Annotated in this window: 20 protein-coding genes; 8 read left to right on the top strand and 12 right to left on the bottom strand. The window is 32.8% G+C overall.

All coding sequences use genetic code 11. From position 1 onward, the window contains the following. Positions 1 to 42: 42 nt before the first annotated feature. Positions 43 to 1,182, top strand: coding sequence for a DUF5929 domain-containing protein (locus AC1EUU_RS11850; RefSeq protein ID WP_480201636.1), 1,140 nt, complete (start codon positions 43 to 45; stop codon positions 1,180 to 1,182). On the opposite strand, the gene AC1EUU_RS11845 is transcribed toward AC1EUU_RS11850, so the two are convergent. The 6 genes from AC1EUU_RS11845 to AC1EUU_RS11820 form a co-directional block, all read right to left on the bottom strand. Continuing rightward, positions 1,179 to 1,580 carry a c-type cytochrome gene (locus AC1EUU_RS11845; protein WP_480201635.1) on the bottom strand — a complete coding sequence of 134 codons (402 nt, stop codon included), beginning with the start codon at positions 1,578 to 1,580 and terminating at the stop codon, positions 1,179 to 1,181. The genes AC1EUU_RS11850 and AC1EUU_RS11845 overlap by 4 nt on opposite strands. A gap of 411 nt (positions 1,581 to 1,991) precedes the next feature. Then, positions 1,992 to 3,545 carry an L-piperidine-6-carboxylate dehydrogenase gene (amaB, locus tag AC1EUU_RS11840; RefSeq protein ID WP_480201634.1) on the bottom strand — a complete coding sequence of 518 codons (1,554 nt, stop codon included), beginning with the start codon at positions 3,543 to 3,545 and terminating at the stop codon, positions 1,992 to 1,994. Positions 3,546 to 3,682: 137 nt separating this feature from the next. Then, positions 3,683 to 5,119 (bottom strand): outer membrane beta-barrel protein, encoded by a 1,437-nt coding sequence (locus AC1EUU_RS11835; RefSeq protein ID WP_480201633.1) that lies wholly within the window; start codon positions 5,117 to 5,119, stop codon positions 3,683 to 3,685. Next, complete coding sequence (locus AC1EUU_RS11830; protein WP_480201632.1) at positions 5,119 to 5,664, bottom strand: RNA polymerase sigma factor; 546 nt, start codon at positions 5,662 to 5,664, stop codon at positions 5,119 to 5,121. The genes AC1EUU_RS11835 and AC1EUU_RS11830 overlap by 1 nt, the downstream gene beginning before the upstream one ends. Positions 5,665 to 5,688: 24 nt before the next feature. Then, the gene (locus tag AC1EUU_RS11825; protein WP_480201631.1) at positions 5,689 to 6,096 is read right to left on the bottom strand and encodes a hypothetical protein; all 408 of its coding nucleotides are present in this window, start codon (positions 6,094 to 6,096) and stop codon (positions 5,689 to 5,691) included. A gap of 61 nt (positions 6,097 to 6,157) precedes the next feature. Beyond that, positions 6,158 to 6,532 carry a DUF6970 domain-containing protein gene (locus tag AC1EUU_RS11820; protein ID WP_480201630.1) on the bottom strand — a complete coding sequence of 125 codons (375 nt, stop codon included), beginning with the start codon at positions 6,530 to 6,532 and terminating at the stop codon, positions 6,158 to 6,160. 76 nt (positions 6,533 to 6,608) lie between these two features. On the opposite strand from AC1EUU_RS11820, the gene AC1EUU_RS11815 reads away from it, so the two are divergent. Continuing rightward, a complete protein-coding gene (locus tag AC1EUU_RS11815) occupies positions 6,609 to 7,580 on the top strand; it encodes a LuxE/PaaK family acyltransferase (protein WP_480201629.1) in 972 nt (323 codons plus the stop codon). On the opposite strand, the gene AC1EUU_RS11810 is transcribed toward AC1EUU_RS11815, so the two are convergent. Next, a complete protein-coding gene (locus tag AC1EUU_RS11810) occupies positions 7,573 to 8,130 on the bottom strand; it encodes a hypothetical protein (protein ID WP_480201628.1) in 558 nt (185 codons plus the stop codon). The genes AC1EUU_RS11815 and AC1EUU_RS11810 overlap by 8 nt on opposite strands. 100 nt (positions 8,131 to 8,230) lie before the next feature. On the opposite strand from AC1EUU_RS11810, the gene AC1EUU_RS11805 reads away from it, so the two are divergent. Continuing rightward, positions 8,231 to 10,552, top strand: coding sequence for a M20/M25/M40 family metallo-hydrolase (locus tag AC1EUU_RS11805; RefSeq protein WP_480201627.1), 2,322 nt, complete (start codon positions 8,231 to 8,233; stop codon positions 10,550 to 10,552). A gap of 49 nt (positions 10,553 to 10,601) precedes the next feature. Next, the gene (locus tag AC1EUU_RS11800) at positions 10,602 to 11,051 is read left to right on the top strand and encodes a YHS domain-containing (seleno)protein (protein WP_480201626.1); all 450 of its coding nucleotides are present in this window, start codon (positions 10,602 to 10,604) and stop codon (positions 11,049 to 11,051) included. A gap of 6 nt (positions 11,052 to 11,057) precedes the next feature. Here the strand turns inward: AC1EUU_RS11800 and AC1EUU_RS11795 are convergent, their stop codons facing one another. Beyond that, complete coding sequence (locus AC1EUU_RS11795) at positions 11,058 to 11,702, bottom strand: TetR/AcrR family transcriptional regulator (RefSeq protein WP_480201625.1); 645 nt, start codon at positions 11,700 to 11,702, stop codon at positions 11,058 to 11,060. Between the two features lie 261 nt (positions 11,703 to 11,963). Between AC1EUU_RS11795 and AC1EUU_RS11790 the strand changes: the two genes are divergently transcribed. From AC1EUU_RS11790 to AC1EUU_RS11780, 3 genes are all read left to right on the top strand, one after another. Beyond that, positions 11,964 to 12,800: a helix-turn-helix domain-containing protein gene (locus AC1EUU_RS11790; protein ID WP_480201624.1), complete on the top strand. Its 837-nt coding sequence runs from the start codon at positions 11,964 to 11,966 to the stop codon at positions 12,798 to 12,800. 82 nt (positions 12,801 to 12,882) lie between these two features. Beyond that, complete coding sequence (locus AC1EUU_RS11785) at positions 12,883 to 13,275, top strand: DUF4345 domain-containing protein (protein ID WP_480201623.1); 393 nt, start codon at positions 12,883 to 12,885, stop codon at positions 13,273 to 13,275. Positions 13,276 to 13,296: 21 nt separating this feature from the next. Beyond that, complete coding sequence (locus tag AC1EUU_RS11780; protein WP_480201622.1) at positions 13,297 to 14,217, top strand: SDR family NAD(P)-dependent oxidoreductase; 921 nt, start codon at positions 13,297 to 13,299, stop codon at positions 14,215 to 14,217. A 168-nt stretch (positions 14,218 to 14,385) separates the two neighbouring features. On the opposite strand, the gene tyrS is transcribed toward AC1EUU_RS11780, so the two are convergent. Further along, on the bottom strand, positions 14,386 to 15,693 hold the full coding sequence (tyrS, locus tag AC1EUU_RS11775) for a tyrosine--tRNA ligase (protein ID WP_480201621.1): 1,308 nt from the start codon (positions 15,691 to 15,693) through the stop codon (positions 14,386 to 14,388). A 77-nt stretch (positions 15,694 to 15,770) separates the two neighbouring features. Here tyrS and AC1EUU_RS11770 point away from each other — a divergent pair, with 77 nt between their 5' ends. Further along, positions 15,771 to 16,787 (top strand): NAD-dependent epimerase/dehydratase family protein, encoded by a 1,017-nt coding sequence (locus AC1EUU_RS11770; RefSeq protein WP_480201620.1) that lies wholly within the window; start codon positions 15,771 to 15,773, stop codon positions 16,785 to 16,787. Here the strand turns inward: AC1EUU_RS11770 and AC1EUU_RS11765 are convergent. The 3 genes from AC1EUU_RS11765 to AC1EUU_RS11755 are packed head-to-tail and all read right to left on the bottom strand — an operon-like array spanning position 16,784 to position 19,301. Next, a complete protein-coding gene (locus tag AC1EUU_RS11765) occupies positions 16,784 to 17,245 on the bottom strand; it encodes a DUF4296 domain-containing protein (RefSeq protein WP_480201619.1) in 462 nt (153 codons plus the stop codon). The genes AC1EUU_RS11770 and AC1EUU_RS11765 overlap by 4 nt on opposite strands. After that, positions 17,245 to 18,579 carry a dihydroorotase gene (locus AC1EUU_RS11760; protein WP_480201618.1) on the bottom strand — a complete coding sequence of 445 codons (1,335 nt, stop codon included), beginning with the start codon at positions 18,577 to 18,579 and terminating at the stop codon, positions 17,245 to 17,247. The genes AC1EUU_RS11765 and AC1EUU_RS11760 overlap by 1 nt, the downstream gene beginning before the upstream one ends. Beyond that, the gene (locus AC1EUU_RS11755) at positions 18,579 to 19,301 is read right to left on the bottom strand and encodes a polyprenol monophosphomannose synthase (RefSeq protein WP_480201617.1); all 723 of its coding nucleotides are present in this window, start codon (positions 19,299 to 19,301) and stop codon (positions 18,579 to 18,581) included. Before AC1EUU_RS11755 ends, AC1EUU_RS11760 begins: the two co-directional genes overlap by 1 nt. Positions 19,302 to 19,369: the final 68 nt, after the last annotated feature.

Raw genomic sequence — 19,369 nt, 5'->3', positions numbered from 1 at the left:
TACTTATATTGCATTGGTTTTCGCTAAACTCATTTCTAAAAAATGATTAATAAACGCCTTTTAATTAAAAACTTACTCGCATACAATGATGAGAATAGTTTTTATGATAAAAAGCTAAGAGTTGATTTTGGTTCTAAAGAAGGTAAAGCAAAGTTCTTAAAACATGTATGTGCATTATCTAATTCTAATCCAGAAAATAATTCATATATAATTGTTGGTGTAAAAGATCGAGGTAGTGAGATTATTGGTGTAGATTTTTTCGATGATAGTAAGATTCAAAATCTTATAAATGCTTATTTAATTAATCCACCTAAAATTCAATATGAAAATGTGTCTTTTCCAAGGTTATCTAGGCATAAGGTGATTGGTTTAGTGACTATACATCCAATAAATGAAGTTACTTACTTAAAAAAAACGATCTGGAAATATCCTAGAGATACTGTTTTTTATCGTGCAGGAAGTAATTCCATGCCTGCCGATTACTTTTTTAAGCTAAAAAGCACTAATAAATCTATTGTTGCTTCCATTGAAAAAAATGCTGCCAATAATATTAAGTTGACATTAAATGGTGTATTTGATTTTGTGAATTCTCATGCAACAGAGTTAAATCCGGTTTATAACGTATTTAAAGATCAGTTTGTGTTGTGCTGGGCAGGACTACCTAAAGAAGTTGATAATGAAACTTATTACTCTAGAGTAGATATTGCATTGATTAACGAACAAGTTCGTTTATTTTATTCAGCTTTAGATGAGGTTAAAATTCAGTTTAATACACAATCTTTCATTATAACTGAATTTATACAATTAGGTATTCAACCAGACTTTAAGTTATACCCGTTAGAGAAGACCATTATTAATTTTAAAGATAACGGTACGCACGACATTGCTTCTGAATTACTGTTTGAACCCCCAAAGTTCGACCCTATTGTATTAAAGCATTTATACAATAGTAATAATGCAATTATTGAAAAACTAAAAAAAGGTTTAGCACTTAATAAAAATGAAACCTATGATATGCAACATTTACCCACAACGTACTTGATATGCGCTTTAAGTGGGTTTGAGCGTGCCAAAGATAAATTGGTGCAAGCCAAGCCTTTTCTTAGGTCATTAAGTGATAAAACAGCTTATATTAAATATAAAGATGTGCTTCGAGTATTACGTAAATTGAAATACAGTTAATTATCTAGGGAGCGAACATAATTTACTACATCCCAGCGCTCACTTTCAGAAAGAATTGGACCCCATTTAATCATTGCATTACGGCCATTAGAAACTTTCCAAAAAATCTCACCATCTGCTTGTTTCTGTACCATGGGTAAAGTTAAGTTTTGTGGTTTCGGGCTTAAAGCCTTACTTCCAGGGCCATTACCAATACCCGTAGGACCATGACAAATCATACAGCGAGTTTTAAAAATTCGCTTACCTCTTCTGGCTGACAATGCTCTGTCATTAGGTTTAACTGGGTTTTTAATCGTCTTAGCTTCCTCTGGAGCCTTCCAACGATCTTCTTGTAGGTTCACTCCTACAAACCCAAAAAATAGTAATGAAAGAAATATAATGAGTAATTGTTTTTTCATATAAATGTTTTAACATTAAATAATTGATATTTAATATATTAGTATTAATTTAAAAACAATTTTCATACCAATTTAAGCGATAAATATATAAAACCGCTTCTAAAGAAAAACGCTTTTTAACCTTTTTTATTCTATTGAAACGTTTAAGCTTGGGTAAAGAGTTGGTGTATTTATAGGAAAAATCCTATTTAAAAACAGTGTTTTTCCTGTTGCTAAGACGCAACCTCTTTATGATATTTGTATCCTATTATTAGTTGATATACGTTCAACTTAAAATAATACCAGATTTCTCCCGACAAAGATCGGCATTGAAACATGGTTTTTAATAAAAAAAAGCCCTCGAATTCGAGGGCTTTTGTTATTTCATTATCAACACTAATATTAGTGCCGAATAGTATTTACATAATTTTTTTATAGATCAAATTTTATTCCTTGAGCTAATGGTAAATCTGCCGTGTAATTAATGGTGTTTGTTTGACGCCTCATGTATATTTTCCAAGCATCAGATCCAGATTCGCGACCGCCTCCAGTTTCTTTTTCGCCTCCAAAAGCACCACCGATTTCTGCTCCAGAAGTACCAATATTAACATTTGCTATACCACAATCAGATCCTGCATGAGATAAGAAACGCTCTGCCTCACGAAGATTATTTGTCATTATAGCTGATGATAATCCCTGAGCTACACCATTCTGTATATCAATTGCGTCTTCAACATTGCCAGAATATTTTAATAAATAAAGTATTGGAGCAAACGTTTCGTGTTGTACAATCTCAAATGAATTATCAGCTTCAGCAATAGCAGGTTTTACATAACAACCACTTTCATAGCCTTCACCTTCTAATACGCCACCTTCTATGACAACATTTCCTCCTTCTTGTACAACTCTTTCAAGAGCACTTTGATACATTTTAACTGCATCTTTATCAATAAGTGGTCCTACGTGATTGTTTTCATCTAATGGGTTGCCTATTCTTAATTGTTTATAGGCTTCAACAACTGCGTTTTTCACTTTATCATAAATAGATTCGTGAATAATTAACCTTCTAGTTGAAGTACAACGTTGTCCGCATGTTCCAACAGCGCCAAATACAGCACCAATCACAGTCATTTTAATGTCTGCATCAGGAGTAACAATTATTGCATTATTGCCTCCTAGCTCCAGTAAAGACTTTCCTAGACGCTCACCTACAGTTTTTGCTACAATTTTACCCATTCTTGTAGATCCGGTAGCAGAAATTAATGGTATACGTTTGTCAGTAGTCATGAACTCACCTACTTTGTAGTTACCATTTATTAAGCAAGAAATACCCTCTGGTAAATTGTTTGCTTTAAATACCTCAGCTGCTATATTTTGACATGCTACACCACATAGTGGTGCTTTTTCAGATGGTTTCCAAATACATACATCTCCACATACCCAAGCTAAAGCCGTATTCCAAGCCCAAACGGCAACAGGGAAGTTAAATGCCGATATAATTCCAACTGCTCCAAGTGGATGATATTGTTCATACATTCTGTGTCCAAAACGTTCACTATGCATTGTTAAACCATGAAGTTGACGAGATAAGCCAACAGCAAAATCACAGATGTCTATCATTTCTTGCACTTCGCCTAAGCCTTCTTGATAGCTTTTGCCCATTTCATACGAAACCAATTTTCCTAACGGTTCTTTCAATTCACGTAGTTTCTCACCAAATTGACGCACGATTTCGCCTCTTTGAGGTGCTGGCATAACTCTCCAAGATTTAAAAGCAGTAGTTGCTGCTTTCATAACTTTATCGTAATCCTCACGTGTAGAAGTTTTAACACTTCCGATTAATTGTCCATCTACAGGTGAATAGCTTTCAATGATATCGCCATTAGAGAACCACTGAGAACCGGTTGATGTTCCTTCATTTATTTCTGAAACCCCCAATTTTTCAAGTGCTTCTTTTATTCCAAAATCAGTTGCTACTGCTTCCATATATCGTTTATTAAATTTTTATTAGTATTGGTGCTGCGAAAATACAAATATTGATAGGCTTATAAAACAAAACAGCCGAACTTTTAAAAGTTCGGCTATTTGCTATATTTGGTAACCAACCAAATATAATTAACCAACTAAAACCTAAAGTTCAATCCGGTGTAAATCCCTAAATAATAAGGTTTAAAACCACCGTTACTTTTTGAAAATGTATTCATTTGATATTTAAACATCGGTGAAACATTAATAAAGAGTTTTTTACCTAGTTCATAATCAAAGTCAAGGCCTAGATTTCCACTAAAATTGATATCATTTACGTTTGATGCTTCGCCTAAAGTAGTGCTACCATTTTGATCTAATAAAGAAATTTGATTTTCATACAATACATACGTACTCAAACCGCCCACTACATGTACTCCAAATTTCTTGTTTAATAGTGCGTATTTTGCTTCAATAGGAACTTCAATATAGCTCAACGATTGATTTAAGTCTCCTCTTAAGTTTAAAACACCTCTTTGCGCGTTGAGCTCTGAAGATTGATTTGCTATTTGATTATTTGAAATTGCTATGAGGCTAATCCCACTAATATTTGTGTCAATATTTGTGTCTGATGGCTTAAATTCTCGTGACGCTATTAAAGCGGTAACTCCCTGGGTTTTATAAGCCATTTCAACAGAGCTGATACCCGACTGTAAGCTTAATCTATCGTTTATTTTATAGTTTACTTTAATCCCATAAGCAAGTGAGGCATTTGTTTCTTTATTATTACCAGCTAAAGACGAGCTAATTGGTGATCCTTCACTCAATGTATTAAAATATACCGGGGCAATGGTTGTTCCCACCGACCATTTTTTCTCTACGTCCTCAATAGCATTTTTTTCGTTTAGCTGATCCTCAATGGCATTTGCAATATCATCTTTTGTAATTTCAAAGTCTTCTGGCTTTGTTTTTTGATTATTAGCGATGGTTTCATTTTCTTGCTTTACAAGTTCTTTTATTTCTTTATTTGAATCTTGAATTGCATCTTGAGCTTGCTCTTTCGAATCTTTTTCAGCGCCAACTTCTGTTTCTTTATTTTTGGTGACAGCATTCTTCTGATTTATAACTTTATTGGCTTGAGCTGTTTGCCTTTCTGAGTTAACAGTAGTTGTTAATGATTTTTGAGCTTGTCTAACTACTGTATTAACCGTGGAAACTTCATCTTGTTCTTGAGGATTACTATTAATTGGCTGTAACTGTGAATTATTACTCTGATTTTCTGATTCTTCAATTATTGAATTATTCTGCTCGGCATCAGAAGGTTGTTCTGTCGTTCCATCAATTATAGAAGGAATTGACTTTGGCGTAATTGGTTCTTCAATATTGTCTTGATTGAAATACCAAAATCCTATGCTGGTTAACAACAATAGAATTGCCGCTGCGCTACCTAACCGCAGCCACAGCGGAACAATTCTTTTCCTTTTCTTTTTCGTCAATCGTTGTTCAATCTGCTCCCAAACGTTAGGTTCTGGAAACTTTTCAAAATCTTTTAATTTCTCTTGAAATAGTCTATCAATATGTTTCTTTTCTTCCATTACTCAGAAACTTTATTTTTTTTTAATGTCATACTTTCATCTAATCGTTTCTTTAGAGCCATTCTTGCTCTAGAAAGGTTTGATTTCGATGTTCCTTCAGAAATACCAAGCATTTCTGCAATTTCTTTATGCGAGTACCCATCTAGCACATACAAGTTGAATACAAGGCGATATTGATTAGGCAACTGTTGAATAAGGTTGAGCAAAAAATCTAAAGACACTTGTTCTTCATTTACCTCCACCTCAACCCGTTCTGGGATTTCTTCCGTTACTAAATTCAATACGCTTTTCTCTCTATATTTTTGTAAAGCAGTATTAATCATAATACGCTTTAGCCATCCTTCAAACGACCCTTTAAACTGGTATTGCTCTATTTTTTTAAAAACAGTAATGAAACCATCTTGTAAATTATCTTGGGCTTCTTGATAGTTCTTAGAGTATTTTAGGCATAGCGCAAAAAGTTTACCCGCAAAAAGCTGGTAAACTTCAGATTGAGCTTTACTGTCTCTTTTTTTACATTTTTCTATGAGTTTTTCTAAACTCATTCTTTATATAAGGGTCATTTTTATCTACTCATTAACTGGCACTATTACTTCTTCAAATATATTTTCTCCATCTCCATCTACTCCTTTCCAGAATCTTAAAACATAGTCTGCACGTTGCAATGCCGTAATCTCAAATGTAAAGCTTTCTTCTCTAAGCTCCTCTGTACAGGCAGATACTATATCTACAATTGCATTAATTGCTACCGTTCTTTCATTGGCATTATGCTCAAAAAACAGGCTATGAAAAGAATGACAACCGTTTGGTAAATCATAGGTAACTGTAACTTCATGCGTTTCACCAAAATTAAATTCTGCCGGTACTACAGCTTCTTTAATTGGTAATGTTCTTAGCTCAAAATTATCACCATCATCACTTAAACTACAAGATAAAAACAGTAATACTGTTGCAGCATAGAAAAAAAATTTCTTCATATTCCCTTATTAATTGTGCTTTAAAGATGCTTTTCTTTAAAATGGTTGCGTAAAATTTTATTTAATTTTCCCATAATGTAATTGGGTTTTGAGCTTGGTTTTCAAAGTCTGGACATGTATTATTTCCTGCAATACCGCCAAACTCGCAAACAATCTCTTTTTTGCAATTATAGACCACCGTAATTGCATCTGGACATTGAAAACAAGCATCAATTAAAAATACACTGTCATTATTATAATCGTATTGAATTATCATCTTTTTACTCGGTGATGCAGACACCTCAAAAGCAGTCTTAATATCGCTCAGCCATGCCAGATCTTCTACTGGGTTACTAACTCCACATTTATTTGGAATAGCATCATCACTATTATTGCAAGAGGTTAGAAACATAATCATAACTAACAGTAATAATCTATTTAAGCTTCCAAGTTTCATCTAATCTTGTTTATATCAAAAGATGCTTGTATTATAAAATTAGTTGCGTTAAATAATCCTATTTTTGCCAACTATCATGTTTCCTATATTTAATATACAATCTGAGTTAGAGTTTGAACAATTAGCTTTATCAATTTTCAAGCATCAATTTGAAAATAATACGGTATATCGTTCATTTTGTGATCTACTTAATGTGCATTATAGTGATGTGTCTAAAGTCTCTCAAATACCATTTTTACCCATTGAGTTTTTTAAAACGCATCAAATTCTTTCGTCATATGGTGATGTACAGCAGACCTTCACAAGTTCTGGCACCACGGGGACTTTAACAAGTAAGCATGACTTACTTGATGTTTCTATTTATGAAAAGAGTTACTTAAAAGGCTTTCAACATTTTTATGGTGACATTGAAGATTATGTAGTACTTGCTTTACTTCCCAATTATCTAGAAAGGCAAGGTTCGTCTTTGGTATATATGGTACGTGATCTAATTAAGCGAACCAAAAGCTCAAAAAGTGGTTTTTTTCTAAAAAATCATCAAGATTTGGCCGAAAAACTGGCTTTTTTTAATCAAAATGGGCAAAAAACGCTCTTAATTGGTGTTTCGTTTGCCTTATTAGATTTTGTGGAAACCTATCAGTTTAAGTTAAATAACACCTTAGTTATGGAAACTGGTGGAATGAAAGGAAGAAGAAAAGAGCTTATTAGAAGTGAGCTTCATGCGTTTTTAAAAAAGGGGTTTGGAGTTTCTGAAATACATTCAGAATATGGCATGACCGAATTATTAAGTCAGGCCTACTCTAAAGGAAATGGTCTTTTTAAATGTCCTCCCTGGATGAAAGTAATTACTAGAGACACCGAGGATCCATTACATATACAGCCTAATAATAAAACCGGAGGAATAAATGTTATTGATCTCGCTAATTACAATTCATGTTCATTTATTGCTACGCAAGATCTAGGAAAAACCCATGCCGATGCTTCTTTTGAGGTATTAGGGCGCTTTGACCATTCAGACATAAGGGGTTGTAATCTAATGATTAGTTAGTGTTTATCAACTTATTTCTAAGCGTAGCGATCTTATAATCACTAATTGTTAAATATTCTTGCCTTAAATCTCGTAAGTACTTCACAACAGCATCACGATTTTTATAACGGGGCGATAAACAATCTTTCATTTGATTGTCTAAAACTGTTACGACTATATACCAATGGCCTTTTCTTGTGGCATAAAGATCTCCAAGCATCGGATCCATATCTTTATTATTGAGAGCGGCATCAATTAATAATGGCGCTATATTCAATGTTTGTGTAGATTTCTCTCTTTCGTAAAAAGTAAGTGCATACTCTTTACCAGCTACAAAAAAGGGAACGTTTGATTCGACCAACTCAAAGTTTAATTCAAACCTAGAATTAATAAAATGATAAAACTCATCTGCATTCTTGGGGTCTTCAAAGATAAATGCATATTGATTTGGTAGGTCTCGTTTAAATTTTCTTGCAATTTTCACCTTGTCAGTTTCTATTTTAGGTGCTACCTGTAAAGGAATGCAAGAGGCCGTAAAAAGCAAGATAACTACGATAAGAAAAGGTTTCATATTTGAGTTTTTATAATTGCATCAACTTTTATACCATCTATATAGTCATCTATAATTTTATCAAATAAGTTGTATTTTTAGCTAACTAACATCAGTATACATGAAAACGTTCATATCGTTAATTCTCATTTTTGTCCTTGTTTATTATAGTTTTTACAGTTTAATGCCTCAAGATGGTACTCCAACTACCATTTCACAAACTGATTTTTCAACTGAAAGGGCGTTAATTCCTTTAAAGGAGATTAGTAAAAATCCACATTATATTACATCAGCAGCGCATACCGATGTTAGAAACTATATTATTGATGAGCTTAAAAAATTAGGTATAAGCCCTGAAGTTCAAGAAGGATATGTGGTCAACTCGTATAGCGGAATAGCTGAAGTTGATAAGCCAAAAAATATTCTTGCAAGAATTAAGGGCAGTGCCAATGGTAAAGCTTTAATGCTTATGTCTCATTATGATAGTGCACTTGTGCCATCGCATGGTGCCAGTGATGCCGGTAGTGGTATTGTAACCATTTTAGAAGGTTTGCGTGCGTATTTGGCAAGCGGCGCTGAGCCAAAAAATGATATTATAATTCTATTTACCGATGCTGAAGAAGTTGGCTTAGATGGCGCCAAGCTATTTGTTAGAGAACATCCTTGGGCAAAAGAAGTTAGATTGGCGTTAAATTTTGAAGCACGTGGAAGCGGTGGTCCTAGTAATATGATTGTTGAAACCAATGGTGGTAATGCAGAATTAATACAGCATTTTATTGAAGCTAATCCTAAATTTCCAGTGGCTTCGTCACTCATGTATAGTATCTATAAAATGCTTCCAAATGATACTGATTCAACCATTTTACGTGAAGAGGCCGATATAGATAGTTTCTTTTTTGCTTTTATAGATGATCATTTTGATTACCATACAGCACAAGATAATTTTGAAAACTTAGATAGAAAAACGTTACAACATCAAGGTTCTTATTTAATGCCTTTATTGAGCTATTTTGCTGATGCCGACCTTTCTAATCTAAAATCGCAAGAAGATTATGTATATGTCAATTTCCCATTAATAGGTATGATTAGCTATCCTTTTCAATGGATTTTACCTATGCTTATACTGGCTTTTGTTGTTTTTATAGCTTTAATTGTTTACGGCGTAAAACTGGAAGCACTTTCTTTTAAAGAAATAGGTAAAGGTTTTATACCATTAATATTTTCATTAATCATTAGTGGTTTAATCGGTTATTTTGGGTGGCAACTATTATTAAATATTTATCCTCATTACACCGAAATACAACATGGTTTTACCTATAATGGCCATAAATATATTGCGTTGTTTGTTTTTTTAAGTTTAGGCGTACTTTTTTTATGTTACAAAAGATTTAAAACTAAAAATGTAGCCAATGCCTTTATTGCTCCTTTGTTTCTATGGATACTTATTAATGCTTTAGTAACAGTTTACCTTAAAGGTGCGGCATACTTTATTATTCCTGTATTTTTTGGCTTATTATCTCTTTGGGTATTGATTCGCCAGGAAAAACCGAATGTATTTTTGATGCTACTCTTAGCCACCCCGGCACTATTTCTTTTTTCGCCGCTAATTCAGTTCTTCCCTATTGGTTTAGGCTTAAAAATGTTAGTGGCCAGTTCTGTTTTTACTGTTTTACTATTCGGTTTATTGCTTCCAATCGTAGGATTTTATAGTTCTAAAAGAGCATTGTCATACTTAAGCTTTTTGATTGCAATTGTTATTTTCTTCAATACTCATTTTTCTTCTGATTTTAATGAAGATAGAAAAAAGCCTAATAGCTTAATTTATTATCAAAATGTAGATGCGCAAAAAGCGTATTGGGTTACCTATGATAAAATACTAGATGAATGGACTAAAGGTTATTTGGGTGATCAACCAGAAATAGCATCAAAATATGTAGAGAGTGCAGCCGGAAGTAAATATAATACAGGTTATAGTTATGCTGCTAGTGCACCATTAAAATCTTTAAGCGATTTTAAAGTGCATATTAAAAAAGACACAGTTGTTAATGATTTAAGACAAGTAGATTTTACTCTTAAGCCTCAGCGTAAGGTAAATTTATTGAGGTTTTATACAGGCAAAGATGTTGTATTCGACTCTTTTTATTGTAACGGTAAGGAACTAAAATTTAATGAAAAAAGAGATAATAATTACTTATTTAGGTATTATGTGTCAGACCAAGATTCGCTAGAAATATCTTATAAAGCCCATAAATCATTGAAGGTTAGTTTTAATATTCTAGAATATTCTTATGATTTACTTTCGCATAAAGATTTTACTATTAATAAAAGGCCTATGCATGCCATGCCAAAACCTTTTGTTAATACAGACGCTATTGTTTTAACTAAAAAAGTTGTTATTGATTCACTAGCGTATCACCAAAAAAATCAACCTAATTTAGAATAAATTGTAATTTCAGTTTTAAAGTTGCGACTTATCGCAAAACTTTATTAAAATGAAAAAACTTTTATTTTTTGCTTTGTTTATTTGCTCAGTAGGTGTTTTTGCGCAACAAATAGATTATAATGAACAAAAAAAATTCGTTGCTGGCGGTTATGATGTTGTAGCATACTTTTCTAATAAGGCAAAGAAAGGTAATTCTAAATACGAGTATACTTACGATAATGCTAATTACCGGTTTTCTTCACAGCAAAACTTAGACGTTTTTAAGGCAAACCCTAAGAAATATATTCCTCAATATGGCGGATGGTGCGCGTATGCCATGGCTGATAAAGGTGAAAAGGTTAGCATAAATCCAAAGACTTTTGAGATCCGTGATGGCAAGCTCTATCTTTTTTACAATGCCTATTTTACTAATACTTTTGAGAGTTGGTTAGAAGAAATGCCTAATAAGCTTATAAAAAAGGCAGATGCAAGCTGGGAAAAGATCAAATTTAAATCATAGTGTCTTTTAAGAAGCATCTAAATAAAAGCGTTGCTCTTCCTTTATTGGCTTTAAGGTATCTAAATAGTTCTTAAATTGTTCCATATAGTTGTAAAACAATGCTTTATTATTTGTAGTACGCTTTAAGGTGCGTACACCTTCTAACGAATTAATAATGAATTCTGCTACTGGTTCTGTGTTGATGTGTCTACCTAAATAGCCATCTTCGATTCCTCTGTATAACAGATTAATAATTGCTACTTTCCATTGATCCAAGATATCACGTACTTGTGCCTGTAATTGGTATTCATTGTGCTCATAGCTCAACGTAACAACTAAGTTGGTTAAAGGACTTCCTAAGTTTGCCTCCAATGAATTATCATTTACTAATTTATCTTGTAGTAAGTCTCCTAAAATAAATATTGGGTTTCCTCTTCTATTTATAGGCTCTATAAACTCGCTATGAATTTCTTTTTCTACTCGTTCGTTAATTATTGCCAAAATAAACTGGTGCTTGTTTTCAAAGTGATAATAAAAAGCACCTTTGGTAAGATTTACTTCTTTAATAATAAGGTCTATACTCACCGCATGATATCCATACATATTTATTAACTCATATCCTTTATCAATTAGCTTTTGTCTTGTTAATTTTCGTTTAATTTCCTGTGTCATAACCTTAATTTTTATGCTTTGCTAGTATAACAACTTACTATAAGGAGTTCCTACCTGCAAAATACTTATTAGTTTCTATTCTAGATCAATAAAATCATATTTATTAATTGATTATCAGTTATTTAAAGTTTCTTTTCGCTAAAAAAAATACTGTTTAGTATGTTTAAATTAAAATCGTTAATTGTGTTTTAAGAATAATTTACCTTGATTTTTAGCTAATTTTCGGCGAACTTCGCTCAACAAATGTTAGCCTAGGTTTGGATGGATTTCGAAGAAAAAGTTATTACATATAAAGGCAGAATCGTTTTTGTTAAACTATCAATGCCCTCTTTTAGTAGAACATTAAAACATTATGTTGAAGATGAAGCTTGTTTTATGTTTGTTAATAAGGGAGAGGTAAATGTTAGAGCGCCTGAAAAGCACATTAAACTTGATAAAAACACGGCAATGATTGCTAAGTGTTTAAACTACTTTTTTGAACCAAGTAATAATCAAAAAATTTGTAATAATGGTATTGAATCCGTTGGAGTTTTCCTATATCCTGCTCTGATTAAAGATTTATTCGACTTAGATATTGTACCTTCAAATTATAGGAGTGACTATAATATAAAGCAAGTTAAGGTGGATCTAATGTTAAATAATTTTAGACAAAGTATTGATATACTACTCGAAAATCCTGAACTGGTTGATGATACAATGGTAAAAACCAAATTAAGAGAATTTGTTCAGTTACTTGTAAAGTCTCAAAACACTCCTTCGCAATTAGATTTTTTAGTTGCACTATTTAAGCCCAATGAAATTGAATTTAAGAAAGTTATTAAGCAAAATATTTACGCTAACCTTTCTATTAAAGAGTTGGCGTTGTTAACACATTTAAGCGAATCTTCTTTTAAAAGAAAATTTAAAGAAGTTTTTAATGACAGTCCTAAAAAGTATCTTACTCAAAAAAAAATAGAGCGTGCGGCAGAATTATTAAAATCAAATACTCATCGAATTTCAGAAATAGCATATGATGTGGGGTTTGATTCTGTATCAACTTTTAATAGAAATTTTACTCTTCATTTTGGAAAATCGCCCTCCGATTATCGTTTGAACTAAATTGAGTAGTCTTTGATCTAAACTGCGCCTAAGACTAGATCTATCTTCATGACTTTTGTATCAACATTTAAAATACAAGGTTATGAACAATTTAAAAATCTTAAGAATTTACCTCTTTATTGTAGGGTTAATTTTAGCAGCTATTGGAGGCTTAACCGCTTTTAATTCTATAGCTGTTAAAGCAAATGAAGGCATCAAAATTGCAGGAAATGCTAGTGCACTAAGTGATGTTCGCTCCTTCGGAATATTATTAATCGTCATAGCGGTAATTTCCTTCTTAGGAAGTTTTAAGAACTCATTCAGAAAATTCGCAATACAGTCTACTATTCTACTTTTTCTATCATTAGGGTCTGGAAGATTATTGAGTATGTTTCTAGATGGAATGCCCTCGAGTGGAATGGTAAAAGCAACTGGAATAGAGATCATTTTAGGCTTAGTAGGTCTCTCACTTTTTATATCTAATCGTAAAAAATAATCTTCTTAAAAAATTTAAAAAATGAATAAGTCAATATTAATAACAGGAGCAAATGCCGGAATAGGTAAAGAAACCGCAAGACAACTAGCTCTACTAAAAGAAACTGAAATAATTTATTTAGCTTGTAGAAATTTAGAAAAAGCAGAAGTCGCAAAAAGAGAATTAATTGAAGCTACAGGAAGAGTTATTTTTGAAATCTTAATTCTAGATGTGTCAAAACCAGAAACCGTTAAGCGCGCTGTTCTACAACTGCCTAACTCGATCGATGCTTTAATAATGAATGCCGGGGGAACTGGTGGAAAAACGCCCGAAAAACTAACAAAAGATGGGGTAACCGAGTTAACAGCTAGTAATCTTTTAGGGCATGTTGTACTTCTTGATGAGTTGATCAAACATAATAAGCTTAATAATGTGGCCTTATTTGCCAGTTCTGAAGCTGCCAGAGGTGTTAAAAAGATGGGGATGAAGCGTCCAAATTTAGATGAGAATTCCATAGAAGAATTCGTTTCTATTTTTAATGGAGCGAAGTTTAAAGGAAATTTTGATCCTTTTCAGGTTTATGGATGGATTAAATATGGAGGGACTCTTTGGATGAGTAGTATGGCTAAAAAGCATCCTAATATTAAATTTATAAGTATGAGTCCAGGAGGAACTCGTGGTACAAATGGTATGGATGACCTACCTCTTATAAAAAGAATATTCTTAAAACATATTGGAATGAAATTAATTATGCCTTTATTAGGAATGTCTCATTCTGTAAAAGAGGGGGCTAAGCGCTTTGTTGAGGGTATCAATAATCCAAGATTCAAAAGTGGTGTGTTTTATGCTAGTAAAGAAAATGTATTAACCGGGTCAGTAATAAATCAAAGTGCCATTTGGAAAGATTTAGGTAACCATTCATTTCAAAATAATGCAGATATAGCAATTCATAGGTTTGTTTAATAAATTAAACGCTATTTGAGGCTTATATAATTAATAACAACCTGAATTATGGTTCAGGTTGTTATTAATTTCGGCGAAATACTATTTGGTTTTTAATTAAGTGCTAAAAATTCAACTTTTACGCTTAAAACAAACCGATTAGTTTGTTTTTAAACACTAAAATTTAGCTTAATTCTCTACGTTTAATAAGAAATAGCTCTTTTTACCACGCTGTAAAAGCACATATTTATCTGCTATTAAATCTTTCTCAGTAATTAAGTAATCTTCTTTTACTTTTTCTTTATTAACAGAAATACTATTTTCTTTTAAAGCACGTCGTGCTTCACCATTTGAATTCAAAAAGTTTGTTTTTGCTGCCAAAGCACCAATCATATCCAATCCGGCATCAATATCACTTTTTGAAACGGTTGCTTGAGGCACACCATTAAAAACATCTAAAAAAGTTTGTTCATCTAAGTTTTTTAAATCTTCAGCAGTAGACCTACCGAAGAGTATATTAGAGGCAGCTATTGCCTTTTCTAGCGCTTCTTTAGTATGTACCAATGTAGTAACTTCTTCGGCCAGTTTTTTCTGTAAAGCGCGTATATGAGGTGTTTCTTTATGCTCAGCTATTAAATTTTCGATGGTTGTTTTATCTAAAAAAGTAAAGATCTTAATGTATTTTTCAGCATCTTCATCGCTAGTATTTAGCCAAAACTGATAAAATTTATATACAGAAGTCTTATCAGCATCTAACCAAACATTACCACCTTCAGATTTACCGAATTTAGAACCATCAGCTTTTGTAATTAGCGGACACGTCATCGCAAAAGCTTTGGCCTCTTCGGGAGCATTCATTCTTCGCACCAATTCTGTGCCTGTGGTAATATTACCCCATTGATCTGAACCTCCCATTTGTAACAAGCAATTATGTTCTTTATGCAGATGATAGAAGTCGTATCCTTGAATTAGCTGATATGTAAACTCTGTAAAGCTCATCCCAGATCCTGCTTCGCCAGAAATACGATTTTTAACTGAATCTTTCGCCATCATATAGTTTACCGTTATTCTTTTACCTACATCCCGTGCAAACTCTATGAAGGTAAAGTCTTTCATCCAATCATAATTATTGACTAAAATGGGCGCATTCTTCGTGTCAGCGTTAAAATCAAGAAAACGAGCTAATGTATTTCTTATACCTTCAACGTTTTTGGCCAACGCCTCTTCATTAAGCAAGTTTCTCTCATCTGATTTCCCAGAAGGGTCACCGATCATCCCTGTTGCCCCTCCTACTAATGCAATAGGCTTATGTCCGCTGTTATAGATATGTTTTAGTAGAATTATTGGCACTAAACTGCCTATATGTAAAGAGTCTGAAGTAGGGTCAAAACCAATATATGCCGTAGTCATCTCTTTTTGTAGTTGTTCTTCAGTACCAGGCATTATGTCATGTATCATACCTCTCCACTGTAATTCTTCTACTAAATTCTTGGTCATTTCATTAAATTTTGGGCAAAGATATATTTATAACAACTAAGATAAAAGACAAATAGAAAAAAGACTAAATTCGTTTCATGATTTTAGTTACCGGAGGTACAGGTTTAGTTGGTTCTCATTTACTGTATCAACTCATACAACAAAACGAAACTGTAGTTGCCATTCATAGAAAATCGAGCAATCTACAAGCTGTTAAACGAGTTTTTAACTATTATTCAAACGATGCTGAGGTTTTATTTTCAAAAATTACTTGGAAACAAGCAGATATTATCGATATCACTTCTCTAAAAAAAGTTTTTAAAGACCGCTTTAAACAGGTTTATCATTGTGCTGCCATGATTTCTTTTAATGCAAAAGATTATTATAAACTTCGTAATATTAATATTAAAGGAACCGCCAACCTTGTAAACCTCTCTATTGAAAATGCTGTAGAAAAATTTTGTTTTGTTAGCTCTATCGCTACTATAGATGAAAGGCCCGATCACCAATTTATCACAGAAGAAAATGAATGGAATCCTGAGCAAAGGCATCATGGATATGCTATTACCAAATACGGTGCTGAAATGGAGGTATGGCGAGCATCACAAGAAGACTTAAATGTGATAATTGTAAATCCAGGCGTTATTTTAGGGCCGGGATTATGGAATACGGGTTCTGGCAAATTATTTTCTTCTGTTGCCAATGGATTTAAATATTATACAGAAGGTATTACAGGATTTATAGGTATAAACGACGTAGTAAGCAGCATGTTAATCTTAATGCAAAGTGCCATAAAAAACGAGCGTTTTATTTTGGTAGCTGAGAACTTAAAATTTAAACGTGTTTTAGATGAAATTGCTGATGGGCTATCAGCAAAACAACCTTCTATAAAAGCAAAAAAGTGGATGAGCGAACTTGCTTGGCGATTAGATTGGTTAAAGAGCTTTTTAACAGGTAAGGAGCGGTTATTAACCAAGTACAATGCGAGATCTGGATATCATATTAGTTATTACAGTTCAAAAAAAGTAACCGAAGCTATTGATATAAAGTTTACACCAATAGATGAAGTAATAAAACGAGTATGCAAAATTTACACAAAAGAAAGTATAAATTAATCTTCCTTTTTAACTGGTAATTTTTTTTCTCGTAGCTCTTCAGGCATTTCTTCTTTTTTTAATTTTCGAGCTTTTCTAATAGAATCACGCTTCCAAATTGGCAAATTACTGTCTATATCGGCCATATCCGGATCGTAGGTATCACGTAAATTTTTAATCTTAAGTTCTACGCTCTTAAATAGTTCTTCATAGACTTCAATTTTTGAAGTATAATAAATATTACTTCGCATAAATCGTGCACTATCAATCTTATATTTTTCAAAAATAAAGGGCATATAGTTGATCTTACGCTCAAGTCTTTTATTTTTTACCGCACGTGCTCCATTGGCAATATAGAGATCTGCCCATAAATCAACCATTTTATCTTTTGGTATAAGGTCTTTTGGTTTTTTATAAATGGTTCTACTCGTGCAAGCAACCATTAAAAAAATTGATATTATTCTAAGAATACGTAACATTAGCGGTTAAAAGTTAATCGTTTTCCTTTAATTGCGTCATTAAATTCACCTTGATTGTAGATTAAGTTTCCATTAACAAAGGTATGAGTAATCGTTGAATGAAAGGTGGTTCCTTCAAAAGGAGACCAGTTACATTTATATAGAATATTTTCTTTCGCAACTGTTTGTGGTTGATCTGGATCTACTAAAACCAAATCGGCATAAAAACCTTCTTTGATAAATCCTCGTTTTTCTATCTGAAAAAGTGTAGCCGGATTATGACACATTTTTTCAACCAGTTTTTCTAAAGTAATTTTACCTTGCTTATTTGCCTCTAACATGGCTAATAAAGCGTGTTGTACTAAAGGGCCTCCGCTGGGCGCTTTTGTATAAACTTGCGCTTTTTCTTCTAAAGTATGTGGCGCATGATCTGTTGCTAACACATCTATTCTATCATCTAGCAGGGCCTTCCATAAGCCTTCTTTATCTGCTTTGGTCTTAACTGCTGGATTCCATTTTATATGTGTTCCTTTTTCTTTGTAATACGAATCATCGAACCATAAATGATGCGTACAAACCTCTACCGTAATCTGTTTTTCCTCTAACGGAATATTATTGTCAAACAATTCTGTTTCTTTCGCCGTAGATAAGTGGAATACATGTAAACGAGCACCTGTTTCTTTAGCTAAAGCAATTGCTTTTGATGATGACAGATAACAGGCCTCTTCACTACGTATTTTAGGGTGTAATTCAATAGGAATATCATCGCCATATTTTTCTTTAGCTTCCGCTAGATTCTTACGGATCGTAGCTTCATCTTCACAATGTACTGCAATAACCATTTTTGTTGATGAAAATATTTTTCGTAAAACGTCTTCATCATCCACTAACATATTACCTGTTGATGATCCTAAAAATAATTTAATTGCAGCAACCTTTTTAGGGTCCGTTTTTAATAATTCGTCCAAATTATCATTAGTGCCTCCAAACATAAATGAGTAATTTGCATAAGAGGTTTTTGAAGCGTTATCAAATTTTTCTTCTAGTAATTTTTGAGTAGTCGCTTGAGGAACCGTATTTGGCATCTCAATAAAAGTTGTAATTCCTCCGGCTACAGCGGCTCTACTTTCTGTTTCTATTGTGGCCTTATGTGTAAGTCCTGGCTCTCTAAAATGTACTTGATCATCAATAGCACCTGGTAATACTAGTCTGCCTTTTGCATCAATAATCTCGGCTTCAGAATCTTCAACCGAAGTAGCAATTTTTCTTATGAATTCATCTTCAATTAATATATCTGCCACAAAGGTTTTACCTTCATTAACAATTGTTGCGTTTTTAATTAGCTTCTTTTTCATTATTTAGGTAATCCTTTTAATCTCATTTTAATAACACCAAAAACGGCTTCATTAATAATTTTGCCATTCATTTTAGAAGTACCATATTTTCTATCTGTGAAGATTACAGGTATTTCTTTTATCTTAAATCCATGTTTCCAGGCCTTGAATTTCATTTCAATCTGGAAAGCATATCCGATAAATTTTATTTTTTCAAGATTAATGGTTTCTAATACTTTTCGTTTATAGCAAACAAATCCTGCTGTAGTATCATTAATTGGTATTCTTGTTATAAATCGTACATAACGTGAGGCAAAATAAGAAAGTAAGAGGCGTTTTATATCCCAATTAACTACATTCACTTGGTTGTCTACATAGCGTGAACCTACCGATACATCATTATCGTTCTCTTTACAAGAATTATATAGTCTAACTAAATCTTCTGGGTTATGAGAAAAATCGGCATCCATTTCTATTACATATTGATATGTTTTTTTTAATGCCCATTTAAACCCATGAATATAAGCAGTTCCTAACCCCTTTTTATTTGTTCTTACCTCTAAAAACAGCCTGTTAGCATACTCTTTCTGTAATTTTTTTACAATAGTTGAAGTACCATCTGGCGAATTGTCATCGACTATCAAAACATCGAACCCTTTTTCTTGTGAAAAGACTGCATTGACAATGCGTTCTATGTTGTCTTTTTCGTTGTATGTCGGGATAATTACAAGAGTATCTTGCATTAATCTAAATTTAGTTGGCAAAGATAAAACTTTTAATTGCTAATTTTGTGTTAAGATTCCTCGCATAA

The sequence above is a fragment of the Maritimimonas sp. 2205BS37-2 genome (genome assembly GCF_056591755.1).
The sequence above is the reverse complement of the archived record's forward strand: the minus strand, read 5'-3'. Positions and strand labels throughout refer to the sequence as shown.

Bases quoted from the DNA above. Each gene is read 5' to 3' on its own strand.
- AC1EUU_RS11805 (WP_480201627.1), top strand. From the start codon at position 8,231: ATGAAAACGTTCATATCGTTAATTCTCATTTTTGTCCTTGTTTATTAT.
- AC1EUU_RS11770 (WP_480201620.1), top strand. From the start codon at position 15,771: ATGATTTTAGTTACCGGAGGTACAGGTTTAGTTGGTTCTCATTTACTG.
- AC1EUU_RS11835 (WP_480201633.1), bottom strand. From the start codon at position 5,119: ATGGAAGAAAAGAAACATATTGATAGACTATTTCAAGAGAAATTAAAA.
- AC1EUU_RS11845 (WP_480201635.1), bottom strand. From the start codon at position 1,580: ATGAAAAAACAATTACTCATTATATTTCTTTCATTACTATTTTTTGGG.
- amaB (WP_480201634.1), bottom strand. From the start codon at position 3,545: ATGGAAGCAGTAGCAACTGATTTTGGAATAAAAGAAGCACTTGAAAAA.
- AC1EUU_RS11755 (WP_480201617.1), bottom strand. From the start codon at position 19,301: ATGCAAGATACTCTTGTAATTATCCCGACATACAACGAAAAAGACAAC.
- AC1EUU_RS11810 (WP_480201628.1), bottom strand. From the start codon at position 8,130: ATGAAACCTTTTCTTATCGTAGTTATCTTGCTTTTTACGGCCTCTTGC.
- tyrS (WP_480201621.1), bottom strand. From the start codon at position 15,693: ATGACCAAGAATTTAGTAGAAGAATTACAGTGGAGAGGTATGATACAT.
- AC1EUU_RS11795 (WP_480201625.1), bottom strand. From the start codon at position 11,702: ATGACACAGGAAATTAAACGAAAATTAACAAGACAAAAGCTAATTGAT.
- AC1EUU_RS11815 (WP_480201629.1), top strand. From the start codon at position 6,609: ATGTTTCCTATATTTAATATACAATCTGAGTTAGAGTTTGAACAATTA.
- AC1EUU_RS11765 (WP_480201619.1), bottom strand. From the start codon at position 17,245: ATGTTACGTATTCTTAGAATAATATCAATTTTTTTAATGGTTGCTTGC.
- AC1EUU_RS11785 (WP_480201623.1), top strand. From the start codon at position 12,883: ATGAACAATTTAAAAATCTTAAGAATTTACCTCTTTATTGTAGGGTTA.
- AC1EUU_RS11780 (WP_480201622.1), top strand. From the start codon at position 13,297: ATGAATAAGTCAATATTAATAACAGGAGCAAATGCCGGAATAGGTAAA.
- AC1EUU_RS11820 (WP_480201630.1), bottom strand. From the start codon at position 6,532: ATGAAACTTGGAAGCTTAAATAGATTATTACTGTTAGTTATGATTATG.
- AC1EUU_RS11825 (WP_480201631.1), bottom strand. From the start codon at position 6,096: ATGAAGAAATTTTTTTTCTATGCTGCAACAGTATTACTGTTTTTATCT.
- AC1EUU_RS11830 (WP_480201632.1), bottom strand. From the start codon at position 5,664: ATGAGTTTAGAAAAACTCATAGAAAAATGTAAAAAAAGAGACAGTAAA.
- AC1EUU_RS11790 (WP_480201624.1), top strand. From the start codon at position 11,964: ATGGATTTCGAAGAAAAAGTTATTACATATAAAGGCAGAATCGTTTTT.
- AC1EUU_RS11760 (WP_480201618.1), bottom strand. From the start codon at position 18,579: ATGAAAAAGAAGCTAATTAAAAACGCAACAATTGTTAATGAAGGTAAA.
- AC1EUU_RS11800 (WP_480201626.1), top strand. From the start codon at position 10,602: ATGAAAAAACTTTTATTTTTTGCTTTGTTTATTTGCTCAGTAGGTGTT.
- AC1EUU_RS11850 (WP_480201636.1), top strand. From the start codon at position 43: ATGATTAATAAACGCCTTTTAATTAAAAACTTACTCGCATACAATGAT.